The sequence below is a fragment of the Halomonas sp. THAF12 genome, assembly GCF_009363675.1.
In the GTDB taxonomy this organism is placed as follows: domain Bacteria; phylum Pseudomonadota; class Gammaproteobacteria; order Pseudomonadales; family Halomonadaceae; genus Halomonas; species Halomonas smyrnensis.
The window spans coordinates 248698-264145 of the sequence record NZ_CP045399.1 but is presented as its reverse complement, the minus strand read 5'-3'; the positions used below and the strand labels follow the sequence as shown (position 1 = coordinate 264145).

Here is a 15448-nt window from a genome sequence, read left to right as displayed (position 1 = left end):
CACCCCGGCGCGCCGTGTCGGTTAGAATGACGGCACGACGTGCCCTGACACGCCACACTCACAGATTCCCAGGAGGCCTCATGGCCACCCAGAAACGCTTTATCGCCGGTGCCATCTGCCCGCGCTGCGCCGAGATGGATCGCATCCGCAGCTGGGAGCAGCACGGCATCCGCTACCGCGAGTGCGTGAGCTGCGACTTCTTCGAACAGCTGCCCATCGAGGAACAGGCGATGCCCGAGCTCGAGACCCGGGTCAACCGCGAGCCGAGCGAGCCCCAGGCCGACGACCTGCAGACCGTCAAGATCCTCGACCCCAAGGGCTGAGCCCCCGTGTTCGCCGCGGCCCACCCCTGGCCGGCGGCTGGCCGCCCTGTACCAGGCCTCCCGATCGACCCGGCCGGCGGCGCCATGCCGCCGCGGGTACCGACCGAGCGGCTCGAGGCCTGGCAGGCCTTATCGCCGATGTCCGAGCTCCACCCCGCCTGCGGGAGGTCCTGACCCCGCCGAGCGCCGACGGCCGAGCCGTGTGCGGGATTCCACACGCGGGCGACGCGGCCATGTGCGGATTCCCGGAATTTCCCCGCCCTCGGGCTTTCGACCAAGGTCGAAGCATCATTTTTCAACTTTATGAATTAAAGAAAGTTTTCCCGTTGTGGAACGGCCATTGCTGTTATCTAGGCGTCGCAAGCCGGCCCGAGCACTCTCCGCTCGGACCGACCACAATGAACAATCCCGACGGGAGAAACGCCATGTCCACCACCACCCGGATCCTCACCGGCTCCCTGGCCGGCGCCATGCTGGTCGCCGGCGCCGCTCAGGCCGATCGCAGCGAATGGCCGGAGAGCTTCACCGTGGGCACCGCCAGCCAGGGCGGCACCTATTTTGTCTACGGCTCCGGCTGGGCCAACATGATCGCCGACGAGCTGGGCCTCTCCGGCGGCGGCGAAGTGACCGGCGGCCCCAACCAGAACCTGGCGCTGGTACACACCGGTGACCTGGCCCTGGGCCTGACCACCATGGGGCCGGCCGCCGAGGCGAAGGCCGGCAAGAGCCCGCTGGCCCCCGGCGTGCCGATGGACAACGTCTGCGCGCTGTTCCCGATGTACGAGACCCCGTTCTCCATCACTACCCTGGCCGACAGCGGCATCGAGTCGATCTCCGACATTCCCGACGGCGCCACCATCGGCTTCGGCCCGGCGGCCTCCACGTCCGACACCTACTTCCCCAAGATCCTCGAGGAGCTGGGCGTGGACTTCGAGCGCCGCAACGGCGGCTGGAACGACCTCGGCGGCCAGCTGCAGGACGGCCTGATCGACGTCATCGCCTTCGCCGCGGGCATCCCGGTGCCGGCCGTCAGCCAGCTCGAGGTGCAGACCGACGTCAACATCATCGAGTTCACCGAGGAAGAACAGCAGCAGATCGTCGACGCCTTCCCGGTCTCGCCGTTCCAGATCCCGGCCAGCACCTACCAGACCCTCGAGGAAGACGCCCAGGCGGTCTCCATGTGGAACTTCACCATCGGTGGCTGTGACCTGCCCGAGGACTTCGTCTACGAGATCACCAAGCTGAGCCTGGAAAACAACGACCGCATGCGCGACATCCACCGCAGCGCCCAGTTCAGCGTGCCGGAGAACATCCAGTACAACACCGTGCTGCCGTTCCACCCCGGCGCCGTGCGCTGGTACGAGGAAAACGGCTACGAGATCCCGGAAGACCAGCAGCTCTGATCCATTGACCGTCCCGCGACCCCGCGCCACCCCGGCGCGGGGTCGCCTGTTCCCCGAGGGTGACTCCCATGTCCCAGCATCCCGATCCCCGTCACGACGCACGTGACGACGAGGAGGTCACTCCCGTCGTCGCCGAGGGCGTCGACGACGACGCGGTGGAATCCAACCGCCGCCTCTACACCGGCTGGCAGTGGCTGCTGTTCGCCGCCATTGCCATCGCCTACTCCAGCTTCCATCTGATCTCGCTGAACCTGTATCCGATGGAGACCTGGTCGTTCCGCATCGTGCACATCTGCGGCGCGCTGATCCTCGGCTACGGCCTCTACGCCGGCACCCGCTTCGCCGATGAGGGCCATGCCCGCTCGCCCGCCTGGCAGGGCTGGCTGAGCTATGCCCTGCTGATCCCCGCCGGCTACGCGCTGTATCAGGTGTTCATGATGCACAGCGCCATGAACGACGGCGCCATGCGCATCGCCCCCGAGATCGAGGCCTTCCACTACGGCTACCCGCTGATGCTGGCCACCGCCGCCGCCATCGTGCTGTCGTGGAGCTTCCGCCAGTACCGTCACCGCCTGTCACCGGCCGACCTGGTGCTGATGGTCTGCGCCGTGGCCAGCGCCGGCTACCTGCTGGTGATGTTCAACAGCCCGCTGCGCGCCTCCACCGGCACGCCCTTCGCGCCCATGGGCATCTCCTACGCGGCGATCGCCGGCGCGGCGCTGATCCTCGAGCTGACCCGCCGCGTGGCCGGCCTGGCGCTGGTGATCATCGCCTCCATCTTCCTGATCTACGTGTTCGCCGGCCCCTACCTGCCCGGCTTCCTCGGCTATCCGGGCCTGTCGGTGGGCCGCTTCTTCAGCCAGGTCTACACCGACGCCGGCGTGCTCGGGCCGACCACCGCGGTCTCCTCGACCTACATCATCCTGTTCATCATCTTCGCCGCCTTCCTGCAGGCCTCGAAGGTCGGCGACTACTTCGTCAACTTCGCCTTCGCCGCCGCCGGCCGCGCCCGCGGCGGCCCGGCCAAGGTCTCGATCTTCGCCTCCGGCCTGATGGGCATGATCAACGGCACCAGCGCCGGCAACGTGGTCTCCACCGGCTCGCTAACCATCCCGCTGATGAAGAAGGTGGGCTATCCCGGCCGCAGCGCCGGCGCCATCGAGGCCGCCGCCTCCACCGGCGGGCAGATCATGCCGCCGATCATGGGCGCCGGCGCCTTCATCATGGCCGAGGTCACCGGCATCCCGTACACCGATATCGCCGTGGCGGCGCTGATCCCGGCCATCCTCTACTTCCTGTCGATCTACTGCATGGTCGACTTCGAGGCCGCCCGCAAGGGCATGCGCGGCATGCGCAAGGAAGAGATCCCGCTGTTCTCGAAGCTGGTCAAGCAGGTCTACCTGTTCGCGCCGATCATCATCCTGATCGCCGCGCTGTTCATGGGCTACTCGGTGATCCGCGCCGGCACCCTGGCCACCGCCTCGGCCGCCGTGGTGAGCTGGATCTCGCCCTACAAGATGGGCCCCCGCGCCATCCTCAAGGCGCTGCAGCTGGCCGGCACCATGGCCATCCAGATCATCGCCGTGTGCGCCTGCGCCGGCCTGATCGTCGGCGTCATCGCCCTGACCGGCGTCGGCGCGCGCTTCTCCTCGCTGCTGCTGGGCCTGGCCGGCGTCAGCCAGCTCCTGGCGCTGTTCTTCGCCATGTGCATCTCGATCCTGCTGGGCATGGGCATGCCGACCACGGCCGCCTACGCGGTGGCCGCCTCGGTGGTCGCACCGGGCCTGATCGAGATCGGCATCCAGCCGCTGGTGGCGCACTTCTTCGTGTTCTACTTCGCGGTGGTCTCGGCGATCACCCCGCCGGTGGCGCTGGCCTCCTACGCGGCGGCGGGCATCTCCGGGGACAACGCCATGGGCACCTCGGTGGCCTCGTTCAAGATCGGCCTGGCCGCCTTCATCGTGCCGTTCATGTTCTTCTACAGCCCGGCGATGCTGATGGAAGGCTCCTGGCTGCAGATCCTGCGGGTCGGCGTGACCGCCACCCTCGGCATCGTGCTGCTGTCGGCCACCGTGCAGTCCTGGTTCTTCGGCCCGGTCAAGCCGTGGCAGCGGCTGGTGATGCTGGTCGGCGCGCTGTGCATGATCTCCGGCGGCATCGTCACCGACGTGGCGGGACTGGCCATCGGCGCGGCGCTGCTGCTGATGCAGCGCGGCCGTCACGGCGGCGGCACGCCCCGCACGGCGGCGTCGAGCTGACGCGACTTCCATCGCCGACGCTTAGAGGTAGAAAGGGCCCGCCATTGGCGGGCCCTTTTACGTTGATCGCGTCACCGGGGGCGCCTCGCCGACACGGCGCGCGGCCGCTCAGGAGACAGCCCGGTTCAGGAGACGGACCGTCGATGCGCCGGCCTCCCACGCGCCGGAAAACAAGGGGCCCCGCCATCGCTGGCAGGGCCCTTCTCCTTCGTCACGCTGCGCCAGCAGCCGGGGCTGCCCTTGGGCTCAGCCGCAGATGTTGTCCACCACCCGCAGCGTGGGCTCGGCCTGGTTCAGGCCGCGATAGAAAGGGAAGTGCAGCCGGGGCTGCCCTTGGGCTCAGCCGCAGATGTTGTCCACCACCCGCAGCGTGGGCTCGGCCTGGTTCAGGCCGCGATAGAAAGGGAAGTGCAGCCGGGGCTGCCCTTGGGCTCAGCCGCGGATGTTGTCCACCACCCGCAGCGTGGGCTCGGCCTGGTTCAGGCCGCGATAGAAAGGGAAGTGCAGCCGGGGCTACCCTTGGGCTCAGCCGCAGATGTTGTCCACCACCCGCAGCATGGGCTCGGCCTGGTTCAGGCCGAGATAGAAAGGGAAGTGCAGCCGGCGCTGCCCTTGGGCTCAGCCGCAGATGTTGTCCACCACCCGCAGCGTGGGCTCGGCCTGATTCAGGCCGCGATAGAAAGGGAAGTGCAGCCGGCGCTGCCCTTGGGCTCAGCCGCAGATATTGTCCACCACCCGCAGCGTGGGCTCGGCCTGATTCAGCGTGTAGAAGTGCAGCCCCGGCGCGCCACCGTCGAGCAGACGCTGGCTCAGCCGCGAGATCACGTCCTCGCCGAAGGCGGCGATGGATTCGCTGTCGTCGCCGTAGGCCTCGAGCTGCTTGCGGATCCAGCGCGGGATCTCGGCGCCGCAAGCGTCGGAGAAACGCGCCAGCTTGGTGTAGTTGGTGATCGGCATGATGCCGGGCACGATCGGCGCCTCGACGCCCAGGGCGCGGGCCCGCTCGACGAAGTGGAAGTAGGCGTCGGCGGTAAAGAAGTACTGGGTGATGGCGAGGTTCGCCCCGGCCTTCATCTTGCGCGCGAAGTTCTCCATGTCGCGGTCGAAGTTCGGCGCCTGGGGATGGGTCTCCGGGTAGGCGGCCACGGCGATGTTGAAGTGGTCGCCGGTCTCCTCGCGGATGAACTCGACCAGCTCGTTGGCGTAGCGCAGCTCGCCGATGCCGCCCATGCCGGAGGGCAGGTCGCCGCGCAGGGCCACCAGGCTGTCGATGCCTTCCTCGCGATACTGGGCCAGCAGGTCGCGCAGCGCGGCCTTCTCGCTGCCGATGCAGGACAGGTGCGGCGCGGTGGTGAAGCCCGACTCGCGCACCATGCGCACGGTCTCGGTGGTGCGATGCTGGGTCGAGCCGCCGGCACCGTAGGTGACGGAGAAGAAGCGCGGGCCACGGGAGGCCAGGGCATCGCGGGTCTGCATCAGCTTGTCGCGCCCGGCCTCGGTGTTCGGCGGGAAGAATTCGAAGCTGATACCCAGCGGGTGCTCTTGTGCGCTCATCGATCCAGTCCTCTTGGTGGAGCGGTGAAGGAGCCGCGTCGACGACGGGCGGCTGATGAATGCGCCTATTGTGGCCAGCCGTCGGCGCGCCGACCAATGAAAGTTTCGGCGGTCCTGTATCGATTTCTTTCATGTAGATTCCGGGATCTTCATGACTGAGACTCCAGATGCCCGCCCTCGGCCGCCTGACAGGCCCGGCCCGAGCGGGCATCATGAGGCCTCGTTCGACAAGGAAGACGACGACGCATGAGCCTCGATCCCGATACCCTGATGGGTCCGCTGTGGACGCTGCTGGCCTTCGTCGGCCTGGGCTGGCTGGCGGCCCGGCGGCTGGCCGTCGACCCGCGCCCCATCGCCACCCTGCTGATCTACCTGATCGCCCCGCTGACCTTCTTCCGCGGCCTGATCCTCGGCGGGCCGACCCCGGCCTACCTGCTGATCACCGCCGCGCTGTTCGCCACCGCCTGCCTGGTGGCGCTGCTGGTCAGCGCGGTGGCCCGGCGCGCCCTGCCCGGCGAGGAAGGCGCGGTGCTGGCCTTCTCCGCCGGCACCGGCAACACCGGCTACTTCGGCCTGCCGGTGGCGCTGGCGCTGCTGCCGCCGGAGGGCGTGACGCTGTACCTGTTCGGGGTGCTGGGCGTGACCCTCTACGAGTTCACCCTGGGCTTCTACCTCAGCGCCCGTGGCCGCTTCTCGGTGCGCGACAGCCTGGCCAAGATCCTGCGCCTGCCGCTGATCTACGCCTTCCTGGCGGCGCTGCTGGTGGAGGGCGCCGGCCTGGAAATGCCGAGCGCGGTGATGGAGGGGCTCGAGGTCTTCCCGCCCGCCTACACCCTGCTCGGCATGATGATCATCGGCATGACGCTGGGGCGGGTCTCGATACGCCAGTTCGACTGGCGCTTCATCGGCGCCTGCGTGGCGGTGCGCTGCGTCTTCTGGCCGCTGCTGGCGCTGGGCGCGGTGCTGGCCCTGCAGGCCACGACCGGCCTGTCGCCCGATCTGGCCACGGCCCTGCTGCTGATCGGCGTGGTGCCGATGGCCGCCAACGTGGTGGTGGTCGCCATGGAGCTCGGCATGGCGCCGGAGAAGGGCGCGCTGGCGGTGCTGCTCACCACCCTCGCCGCCCCGCTGCTGATTCCGCTCTACCTGGGCGGGATGCTGCCGCTGGTCAGCGGCTGAGCACGCGCGGGCCAGCAGCGCCTCACGGCACCCGGGCGGCGCCGGCCAGGCCCGCGTCCTCGGGCACGACCGGGGCGTCGACGAGCGGTTCGCACTCGATCAGCTCGCCGCGCCAGTCGATCAGCCGCAGGGCGCCGTCCGGGGTCTCGAGCAGCGCCGTGCAGTGCTCGACCCAGTCGCCGTCGTTGCAGTAGAGCACGCCGTCCCGGGCGCGGAAGCCGGCCTTGTGGATATGCCCGCCGACGTAGCCGTCGAGCCCCTCCCGGGCCGCCTGATGCAGGGCCGCCTGCTCGAACTGGGCGACGTAGCGCTGGGCCGCGCCGACCCGACGCTTCAGCGCACTGGCCAGCGACCAGTACGGCAGCCCCAGCACGCCCCGGGCGCGGTTGCACCAGCGGTTGAGCGCCAGCACGAACTGGTGCATGCCGTCGCCCAGCGCCAGCATCCAGGGCGCGATGCGCACGTGGGTGTCGAACTCGTCGCCGTGGCTGACCAACAGCCGCCGGCCGTCGGCGGTGACGTGGATCGCCCGGCGCTCGATCTGCACCCGATGGACGCGCAGCCCGCACAGCCGGCGCAGGGCGGCGTCGTGATTGCCGGGGATATAGATGATCTCGCAGCCGCCGCGGGCCAGCCGCAGCAGCCTGGCCACCAGCCGCTGCTGGGCCGGCGGCAGCACCGCCCGCTTCTGCATGGCGATCAGATCGACGATGTCGCCGACCAGATAGAGCCGCTCCGGCCGCACCCGGCGCAGCAGGCTGGCCAGCAGCTCGGCCTGGCAGTCCCGGGTACCAAGATGGATGTCGGACACGAAGAGGGTTCGCGCGCGAGGGGGCGTCGACATGGGCATTCTCCTGACGTGGCCCGGTCAGGATGCCCGCCGCGCATGACAGTCCCCGGGCGACGAGGTGACGATCCCGTGTCGCCCGCCGTCCGGGGCCTTCCGCGTCAGTAGCGGTAGCCGTCGGGCTTGAACGGGCCCTCGGGCGCGACGCCGGTGTACTCGGCCTGGGCCTCGCTCAGGCGGGTGACCACGCCGCCGAAGCCTTCCACCATGTAGCGCGCGACCTCCTCGTCCAGGTGGCGCGGCAGCACCGAGACGGTGAGCGCCGCACGCCGCTCGGCCTCGTCGCGCTCGGCGAAGCGCCCCTCATAGAGGTGGATCTGCGCCAGCACCTGGTTGGCGAAGGAGCCGTCCATCACCCGCGACGGGTGTCCGGTGGCGTTGCCGAGGTTCACCAGCCGCCCCTCCGAGAGCAGGATCAGGTAGTCGCGGCTGTCCGGGTCGTATTCGCCGGGATCGCTGTCGCGGTAGACCTTGTGCACCTGCGGCTTGACCTCCTCCCAGTGCCACTGGCGGCGCATGTAGGCGGTGTCGATCTCGCTGTCGAAGTGGCCGATGTTGCACACCACCGCGCCGGGCTTGAGCGTCTTGAGCATGGCCGCGTCGCAGGCGTCGATGTTGCCGGTGGCGGTCACCACCAGGTCGATGCGCGACAGCAGCGCCCGATCGATGCTCGGCATGCCCTCGTTGACGCCACCCGAGTAGGGCGAGACCACCTCGAAGCCGTCCATGCAGGCCTGCATGGCACACAGCGGGTCGATCTCGCTGACCTTCACGATCATGCCTTCCTGGCGCAGCGAGGCCGCCGAGCCCTTGCCCACGTCGCCGTAGCCCACCACCAGCGCCTGCTTGCCGGCCAGCAGATGATCGGTGGCGCGCTTGATGGCATCGCTCAGCGAGTGGCGGCAGCCGTACTTGTTGTCGTTCTTGGACTTGGTCACCGCGTCGTTGACGTTGATCGCCGGCACCCGCAGCGAGCCGTCCCGGGCCATCTCCAGCAGCCGGTGCACGCCGGTGGTGGTCTCCTCGCTGATGCCGTGGACCGCGTCGAGCAGCTCGGGGCGCTTGTCGTGCAGCAGCGCGGTGAGATCGCCGCCGTCGTCGAGCACCAGGTTGGGCGTCCAGCCGTCGGGACCCTCCACGGTCTGCTCGATGCACCACCAGAATTCCTCTTCCGTCTCGCCCTTCCAGGCGAACACCGGGATGCCGGCGGCGGCGATGGCCGCGGCGGCGTGGTCCTGGGTGGAGAAGATGTTGCAGGAGGACCAGCGCACCGTGGCGCCGAGGTCGATCAGGGTCTCGATCAGCACCGCGGTCTGGATGGTCATGTGGATGCAGCCGGCGATGCGCGCCCCGGCCAGGGGCTGGCGCTCGCGGTACTGGTCGCGGATCGCCATCAGCGCCGGCATCTCGGTCTCGGCGATGCGGATCTCGCGCCGGCCCCAGTCGGCCAGTTCGAGGTCGGCCACCTTGTGGTCCGTGGTCGGCGGGGCGGATACGACGGGCTGGTTCATGGCTCACCTCTTCTCGACGAAAAGCGTGACCCTCACTATAGGCAGCCCGCCGAGCGGCGGACAATCAACGCTGGGCGGGGAGGATACTCGCGGCGCCCGCGAAGCCGTCGATGCCGGCCGCCTCGAGCCGGGCGGCCAGCGCCCGCACCTGCGAATGACTAAAGAAGGCCGCGAGCGCCTCGGCCCGCAGCGGCCCCAGGCCAGGCAGCGTCCGCCAGTCCGCCACGCGTCGAGACGCCAGGGCGGGCCAGTCCGGCGCGGCACCGGCATCCCAGCCGGGCGGCGGCCCCAGGGCCTCGAGCCAGGCGACGAACGGCCGCGACCGGGCCGCGGCGAAGCGCTCGGCCAGCCGCCGGGCGCGGATCTCGCCGATGCCGGAGGCGCCCTCGAGGGTGGCGGGCGACAGCGCCAGCCAGTCGAGCAGGCCCCGCACCAGGCCGGCCTCGACCAGGGCGCGCCAGGTCCCCGGCCCGAGCCCCGGAAGGGCCAGCGCCGAGTCGCCGGAGAGCCAGGCCAGCCGCTCGAGGAACTGGCCCTCGCAGCCCGGCGTCGGGTGCCAGCAGGAAAGCGGGCCATGCGCATCGGCGGGCGGCGGCGAGAGCTCGGGCCGCTCCACCGCCCGCCAGGCCACGCCATCCAGCCGCGGGATCGTCAGCCCGGCCAGGGCCACGATCACGCGGTCGCCGGGGCGGATATCGAGCGCCTGCCAGCGTTCGAGCGAGCCCGCCGAGACCCGGCTCAGGCGGCGCCCGTCGAGGGTCACCGGCACCAGGTGCAGCAGCGGCGTGATGCGCCCGGTGCGGCCGACGCGGAACTCGACGCCACGCACCTCGGCGAGCGCCTCCCGGGGCGGATGCTTCCAGGCCGCGGCCCAGTCCGGCGGCTCGGCCCGCCAGCGCTCGCCGTCCGGCCGCCGCCCCTGCTTGAGCACCACGCCGTCGGTGGCGAAGGGCAGCGGGCCGCGATACCAGCGCCCGCGCAGGCGCGCCGCCTCCTCGAACGCCGCCACGGGGCGGCTCCAGCGCCGGGTGTCGGGGAAGCCCATGGCGGCGAGTCCATCGAGACGCTCGACCATGGCCGCCGGCCCGTCGGGCCAGGCCCAGACGAACAGGCCGATCTCGCCGGCCGTGGCCGCATCGAGCCGCTCCCGGGCCAGCCAGCCCGCCACCGCGCTGCGTGCCCCCGCGCTTCCCGCCTCGGCCTGGACGTGGCCGTCGAGGCGACGATAGAGCTCGCCCTGCAGCACCACGCGCTCGGGCGGCGCGCCCGTCAGTCGCTCGGGCACCGCGGGCAGCCGGCGCATTTTTTGCGTCCAGTCCTGGCCGCGTTCGCCATCGCCGCGGCTGATGGCTCGCGTGAGCCGCCCCTGCTCGTAGAGCAGCGTCACCGCCACGCCGTCCACCTTGGGCTGCAGCCAGGCGTCGTCGCGCCGCGCCAGCCAGGCGCGCACGGCGTCTTCGCCATCGAGCTTGGCGAGCCCGGTCTGGGCGATGGGATGGAGAACGTCACCGGCCGGGCCGCTCGAGGGCGGCGCATCAAATGCCCGTTCGGGAAAGCAGCGGCGCCAGGCCTCGAGGCGCGCGCGAGCCTGGTCATAGACGGCATCGGAGACCGGCGAGCTACCGTCGCGGCGATAGGCGGCGTTCCAGTCGCTCAGGCGTTCGTGCAGGGCGGCGAGCTCGCGCCCGGCGCGGGCGGCCGGCCAGCTCGGGCAGTCATCGGCCGCGAGCGGCGCGGCGAACAGCCAGACCAGCAGGGCGAGATGGCGAGACATGGCGACACCGTCGGAGGGGCCTGTCCCGAGCCTATGCAAAGGCCCCGCCCGGCGATGCCGGACGGGGCCCTCTTCTTTCGTACGAGATCGGCGACGCACGAGATCGGCGACGCCTGCGGCGGTCGCCGAGCGCTTACAGGCCGGCGGCGTCGCGCAGCGCCTGGGCGCGGTCCGTCTTCTCCCAGGGGAAGGCGGTGAAGGTCTCGGTGTGCTCCTCGCCCTGGGTGTCGGTCCAGGTATAGGAGGTCTCGAACGGCTCGCGGCCGAAGTGGCCGTAGGCCGCGGTCAGGCGATACATCGGGTGCAGCAGGTCGAGCATCGTGGTGATGGCGTTGGGCCGCAGGTCGAAGTGCTCGCGGACCAGCTCGATGATGCGCTCGTCGCTGATGCGGCCGGTGCCGAAGGTGTTGACCGACACCGAGGTCGGCTCGGCCACGCCGATGGCGTAGGAGACCTGGATCTCGCAGCGCTCGGCCAGGCCGGCGGCGACGATGTTCTTGGCCACGTAGCGGCCGGCGTAGGCGGCGCTGCGGTCGACCTTGGACGGGTCCTTGCCCGAGAAGGCGCCGCCGCCATGGCGGGCCATGCCGCCGTAGGTGTCGACGATGATCTTGCGCCCGGTCAGGCCGCAGTCGCCCACCGGGCCGCCGATCACGAACTTGCCGGTCGGGTTGATGTGGTACTCGGTGGTCTCGGTCAGCCACTCGGCCGGGATCACCTGCTCGATGATCTCGCGCTTGACCATCTTGCGCAGGTCTTCCTGGTCGATCTCCGGGTCGTGCTGGGTGGAGAGCACCACGGCGTCGACGGCACAGGGCTTGCCGTGCTCGTCGTAGCGGAAGGTCAGCTGGCTCTTGGCGTCCGGACGCAGCCACGGCAGCATGCCGTTGCGGCGCAGCTCGGCCTGGCGCTCCACCAGGCGGTGCGAGTAGTGGATCGGCGCCGGCATGTAGGAGTCGGTCTCGTCACTGGCGTAGCCGAACATCAGGCCCTGGTCACCGGCGCCCTGATCCTCGGGCTTGCTGCGATCGACGCCCTGGGCGATGTCGACGCTCTGCTTGCCGATCAGGTTGAGCACGCCGCAGGTCTCGCCGTCGAAGCCGACGTCGGAGGAGGTGTAGCCGATGTCGAGGATCACCCGGCGCACCAGGTCCTCCAGGTCGACCCAGGCCGAGGTGGTGATCTCGCCGGCGACGATGGCCACGCCGGTCTTGACCATGGTCTCGCAGGCCACGCGGGCGTTGCGGTCGCGGGCGATGATGGCGTCGAGCACCGCGTCGGAGATCTGATCCGCGATCTTGTCCGGGTGCCCCTCGGAGACGGATTCGGAGGTAAACAGGGAGTATTCGCTCATGGCGTCCTCGGCCCTCAGGAAATGGGAGGAAGGCATCTGGCCCCAAGGCTCGGGCGGTGGCATGGCGCCGAGGCCCGGGCGGACCGGCTGGCAGCGGATTTTACACGCTCGCCGCGGGGCTTCCTAGCGCCGCTCCGACGCCGAGGCCGCCTGGCGCGCCCGCCGGCGCGGCGATTTGAAGGCCGCGGCCCATTCGGCGACAATGACCGCCCTGATTCGTGCGTGCCGCCCCATTTCGCGGCACATTCCAGCCGAGATCCATGCCCGGCCACCCCCGACCGGGCTGCGTCATTGCTACTTATCTGCCGCAGGCGAGGAGCTGACCCCCATGCCGTCCCGTTTCGAACTGGCCAATGCCATTCGCGCCCTGTCCATGGACGCCGTCCAGAAGGCCAATTCCGGCCACCCCGGCGCCCCCATGGGCATGGCCGACATCGCCGAGGTGCTGTGGAACGACTATCTGCAGCACAACCCGGCCGACCCGCACTGGCCGGACCGCGACCGCTTCGTGCTGTCCAACGGCCACGGCTCCATGCTGCTCTATTCCCTGCTGCACCTCTCCGGCTACGAGCTCGGCCTGGAACAGCTGCAGAACTTCCGCCAGCTGCACGCCAAGACCGCCGGTCACCCGGAATTCGGCTACGCGCCGGGCATCGAGACCACCACCGGCCCGCTGGGCCAGGGCCTGGCCAACGCCGTGGGCATGGCGCTCGCCGAGCGCACCCTGGCGGCCCAGTTCAACCGCCCGGGCCACGAGATCGTCGACCACTACACCTACTGCTTCCTGGGTGACGGCTGCCTGATGGAAGGCGTCTCCCACGAGGTCGGCTCGCTGGCCGGCACCCAGCGGCTGGGCAAGCTGATCGCCTTCTACGACGACAACGGCATCTCCATCGACGGCGAGGTCGAGGGCTGGTTCACCGACGACACCGCCAAGCGCTTCGAGGCCTACGGCTGGCACGTGGTGCCCGCCGTCGACGGCCACAAGCCCGAGGAGGTCAAGGCCGCCATCGAGCTGGCCCGCCAGCACGACGACAAGCCGAGCCTGATCATCTGCAAGACCATCATCGGCTTCGGCGCGCCCAACAAGCAGGGCAAGGAAGAGTGCCACGGCGCCGCCCTGGGCGAGGACGAAGTCGCCGCCGCCCGTCAGCAGCTGGGCTGGTCCCACGCGCCCTTCCATGTGCCGGAAGACATCTACCAGGGCTGGGACGCCCACGAGGCCGGCGCCAGCCGCCAGGCCGAGTGGCAGGCGCGCTTCGAGCGCTACGCCGAGGCCCATCCCGAGCTGGCCCGCGAGTTCCTGCGCCGCCAGAAGGGCGAGCTGCCCGCCGAGCTGACCAGCGAGGCGATGATCCAGCAGGCCCAGGAAAAGGGCGACTCCGTCGCCAGCCGCAAGGCCTCGCTGGCCTGCCTCAACGAGCTCGGCCCGCAGCTGCCCGAACTGCTCGGCGGCAGCGCCGACCTGGCGCCGTCCAACCTGACCTTCTGGAAGGGCGCCGAGGCGATCTCTTCAGAGGCGCCGGGCGGCAACTACCTGCACTACGGCGTGCGCGAGTTCGGCATGGGCGCGATCATGAACGGCCTGGCCCTGCACGGCGGCTTCGTGCCCTACGGCGCCACCTTCCTGATCTTCATGGAGTACATGCGCAACGCCGTGCGCATGGCGGCGCTGATGGGCCAGCGCGCGACCTATGTCTTCACCCACGACTCCATCGGCCTGGGCGAGGACGGCCCGACCCACCAGCCGGTCGAGCAGCTGACCAGCCTGCGCACCACGCCGAACCTCTCCACCTGGCGCCCCTGCGACGCCGTGGAGACCGCCGCGGCCTGGAACGCGGCCATCAAGCGTCAGGCCGGCCCGACCGCGCTGGTGCTGTCCCGCCAGGGGCTGCCGCACCAGCAGCGCGACGCCCAGCAGCTGGCCGACATCCAGCGCGGCGGCTACGTGCTGAAGGACTGCGAGGGCACGCCGGAGCTGATCCTGATCGCCACCGGCTCCGAGGTCGGCCTGGCCATGGACGCCGCGGCCGTGCTCGCCGAGCAGGGCCGCGCGGTGCGCGTGGTGTCGATGCCGTCCACCGACGTCTTCGACGCCCAGGACGCCGCCTACCGCCAGGCCGTGCTGCCGGCGGAAGTGGGCAACCGCATCGCCGTCGAGGCCGGTCACCGCGACTACTGGTACAAGTACGTGGGCCTCGAGGGCCGCATCGTGGGCATGGACAGCTTCGGCGAGTCCGCCCCGGCCGGCGACCTGTTCCAGCACTTCGGCTTCACCGTGGACAACGTGGTGGGCGAGGCCGAGCAGCTGCTGGACGATGCCGACGACGACTGATCGCGACACCGTCTGCGACATCGGGAGGGTGCGGCCGCGGCCGCACCCTTTTTTTGTGCCGCCGATGCCTTGGCCCGCCCCGAGCGAGCCCCTATGATGAGGCCTCGGCCATGGCGCCTCTGTCATTGTCCATGGCCACTGTTCTCAGGGCGGGGTGAAAGTCCCCACCGGCGGTGATGGTCCCGCGCGCCTCGTTCGATACGAGCCTGCCAGCGACACGAGCCCGCGAGCGCCCGGCCCGGCCATCACGGCCGCCGGGGTCAGCAGATTCGGTGAGACCCCGAAGCCGACGGTCATAGTCCGGATGGAAGAGAACGGCACCCCAGCCGGGAAGGCGCGGGCGCGCGGCCGATGCCGCACGCCTCGTTTATCCGTCGACGGTTCCGCATGCCCTGATTCTGGTAGCTTTTTCGAGGAAGACCATGAATCAGTCGAAGTTCGAACACGCCCCCCGCATCGCCTTCATCCAGGCCAGCTGGCACAGCGACATCGTCGGCCAGGCCCGCGAGGCCTTCACCGCCACCCTCGCCGAGCAGCACGGCATCGAGGCCGGCCACATCGACGTCGTCAGCGTCGCCGGCGCCTACGAGATCCCGCTGCAGGCCAAGCTGCTGGCGAGAAGCGGCCGCTACGACGCCATCGTCGGCGCCGGCTTCGTGGTCGATGGCGGCATCTACCGCCACGACTTCGTCGCCCACGCGGTGATCGACGGCATGATGCGCGTCCAGCTGGACACCGAGGTGCCGGTGCTCTCGGTGGTGCTCACCCCGCACCACTTCCATGAGCACGCCACCCACACGGCCTTCTACCACGAACACTTCGTGACCAAGGGCCGCGAGGCCGCCGACTCCTGCGCCATGACGCTCGCCAACCTGCGCGAGGCGCGCAAGCTGATCGACGCCTGAGGCGT

The 15448-nt window shown here is 70.1% G+C and carries 11 protein-coding genes and 1 riboswitch; of the genes, 6 read left to right on the top strand and 5 right to left on the bottom strand.

Annotated elements, in window-relative coordinates:
• Positions 1 to 80 precede the first annotated feature (80 nt).
• The 3 genes from FIU88_RS01160 to FIU88_RS01150 all read left to right on the top strand — a co-directional run bounded on the left by FIU88_RS01160 (position 81) and on the right by FIU88_RS01150 (position 3984).
• Complete coding sequence (locus tag FIU88_RS01160) at positions 81 to 323, top strand: YheV family putative zinc ribbon protein (RefSeq protein WP_035597144.1); 243 nt, start codon at positions 81 to 83, stop codon at positions 321 to 323.
• Between the two features lie 425 nt (positions 324 to 748).
• A complete protein-coding gene (locus tag FIU88_RS01155; protein ID WP_152477879.1) occupies positions 749 to 1726 on the top strand; it encodes a TAXI family TRAP transporter solute-binding subunit in 978 nt (325 codons plus the stop codon).
• A gap of 68 nt (positions 1727 to 1794) precedes the next feature.
• Positions 1795 to 3984 carry a TRAP transporter permease gene (locus tag FIU88_RS01150; protein WP_152477878.1) on the top strand — a complete coding sequence of 730 codons (2190 nt, stop codon included), beginning with the start codon at positions 1795 to 1797 and terminating at the stop codon, positions 3982 to 3984.
• 711 nt (positions 3985 to 4695) lie between these two features.
• Here the strand turns inward: FIU88_RS01150 and metF are convergent.
• Positions 4696 to 5538, bottom strand: a complete 843-nt coding sequence (metF, locus tag FIU88_RS01145) for a methylenetetrahydrofolate reductase [NAD(P)H] (protein ID WP_152477877.1) — start codon at positions 5536 to 5538, stop codon at positions 4696 to 4698.
• A 246-nt stretch (positions 5539 to 5784) separates the two neighbouring features.
• On the opposite strand from metF, the gene FIU88_RS01140 reads away from it, so the two are divergent.
• Positions 5785 to 6717, top strand: a complete 933-nt coding sequence (locus FIU88_RS01140; RefSeq protein WP_152477876.1) for an AEC family transporter — start codon at positions 5785 to 5787, stop codon at positions 6715 to 6717.
• 22 nt (positions 6718 to 6739) lie between these two features.
• Here the strand turns inward: FIU88_RS01140 and FIU88_RS01135 are convergent, their stop codons facing one another.
• From FIU88_RS01135 to metK, 4 genes are all read right to left on the bottom strand, one after another.
• Positions 6740 to 7561 (bottom strand): UDP-2,3-diacylglucosamine diphosphatase, encoded by an 822-nt coding sequence (locus tag FIU88_RS01135; RefSeq protein ID WP_152477875.1) that lies wholly within the window; start codon positions 7559 to 7561, stop codon positions 6740 to 6742.
• A gap of 104 nt (positions 7562 to 7665) precedes the next feature.
• Complete coding sequence (gene ahcY, locus FIU88_RS01130) at positions 7666 to 9075, bottom strand: adenosylhomocysteinase (protein WP_152477874.1); 1410 nt, start codon at positions 9073 to 9075, stop codon at positions 7666 to 7668.
• Between the two features lie 64 nt (positions 9076 to 9139).
• Positions 9140 to 10849 carry an NAD-dependent DNA ligase LigB gene (gene ligB, locus FIU88_RS01125; protein ID WP_152477873.1) on the bottom strand — a complete coding sequence of 570 codons (1710 nt, stop codon included), beginning with the start codon at positions 10847 to 10849 and terminating at the stop codon, positions 9140 to 9142.
• A 133-nt stretch (positions 10850 to 10982) separates the two neighbouring features.
• Entirely contained in the window at positions 10983 to 12203 is a 1221-nt protein-coding gene (gene metK, locus FIU88_RS01120) for a methionine adenosyltransferase (protein ID WP_016856279.1), read from the bottom strand.
• Positions 12204 to 12531: 328 nt separating this feature from the next.
• On the opposite strand from metK, the gene tkt reads away from it, so the two are divergent.
• Together tkt and FIU88_RS01110 are read left to right on the top strand one after the other, a co-directional pair.
• Complete coding sequence (gene tkt / locus FIU88_RS01115; RefSeq protein ID WP_152477872.1) at positions 12532 to 14538, top strand: transketolase; 2007 nt, start codon at positions 12532 to 12534, stop codon at positions 14536 to 14538.
• Between the two features lie 136 nt (positions 14539 to 14674).
• Positions 14675 to 14858, top strand: a riboswitch (FMN riboswitch).
• A gap of 102 nt (positions 14859 to 14960) precedes the next feature.
• Positions 14961 to 15443 (top strand): 6,7-dimethyl-8-ribityllumazine synthase, encoded by a 483-nt coding sequence (locus tag FIU88_RS01110; RefSeq protein ID WP_152477871.1) that lies wholly within the window; start codon positions 14961 to 14963, stop codon positions 15441 to 15443.
• The last annotated feature ends 5 nt before the right edge of the window (positions 15444 to 15448 follow it).

Excerpts from the sequence above, each read along its gene's own strand:
- FIU88_RS01160 (WP_035597144.1), top strand. The coding sequence starts at position 81 with ATGGCCACCCAGAAACGCTTTATCGCCGGTGCCATCTGCCCGCGCTGC.
- FIU88_RS01155 (WP_152477879.1), top strand. The coding sequence starts at position 749 with ATGTCCACCACCACCCGGATCCTCACCGGCTCCCTGGCCGGCGCCATG.
- FIU88_RS01150 (WP_152477878.1), top strand. The coding sequence starts at position 1,795 with ATGTCCCAGCATCCCGATCCCCGTCACGACGCACGTGACGACGAGGAG.
- metF (WP_152477877.1), bottom strand. The coding sequence starts at position 5,538 with ATGAGCGCACAAGAGCACCCGCTGGGTATCAGCTTCGAATTCTTCCCG.
- FIU88_RS01140 (WP_152477876.1), top strand. The coding sequence starts at position 5,785 with ATGAGCCTCGATCCCGATACCCTGATGGGTCCGCTGTGGACGCTGCTG.
- FIU88_RS01135 (WP_152477875.1), bottom strand. The coding sequence starts at position 7,561 with ATGTCGACGCCCCCTCGCGCGCGAACCCTCTTCGTGTCCGACATCCAT.
- ahcY (WP_152477874.1), bottom strand. The coding sequence starts at position 9,075 with ATGAACCAGCCCGTCGTATCCGCCCCGCCGACCACGGACCACAAGGTG.
- ligB (WP_152477873.1), bottom strand. The coding sequence starts at position 10,849 with ATGTCTCGCCATCTCGCCCTGCTGGTCTGGCTGTTCGCCGCGCCGCTC.
- metK (WP_016856279.1), bottom strand. The coding sequence starts at position 12,203 with ATGAGCGAATACTCCCTGTTTACCTCCGAATCCGTCTCCGAGGGGCAC.
- tkt (WP_152477872.1), top strand. The coding sequence starts at position 12,532 with ATGCCGTCCCGTTTCGAACTGGCCAATGCCATTCGCGCCCTGTCCATG.
- FIU88_RS01110 (WP_152477871.1), top strand. The coding sequence starts at position 14,961 with ATGAATCAGTCGAAGTTCGAACACGCCCCCCGCATCGCCTTCATCCAG.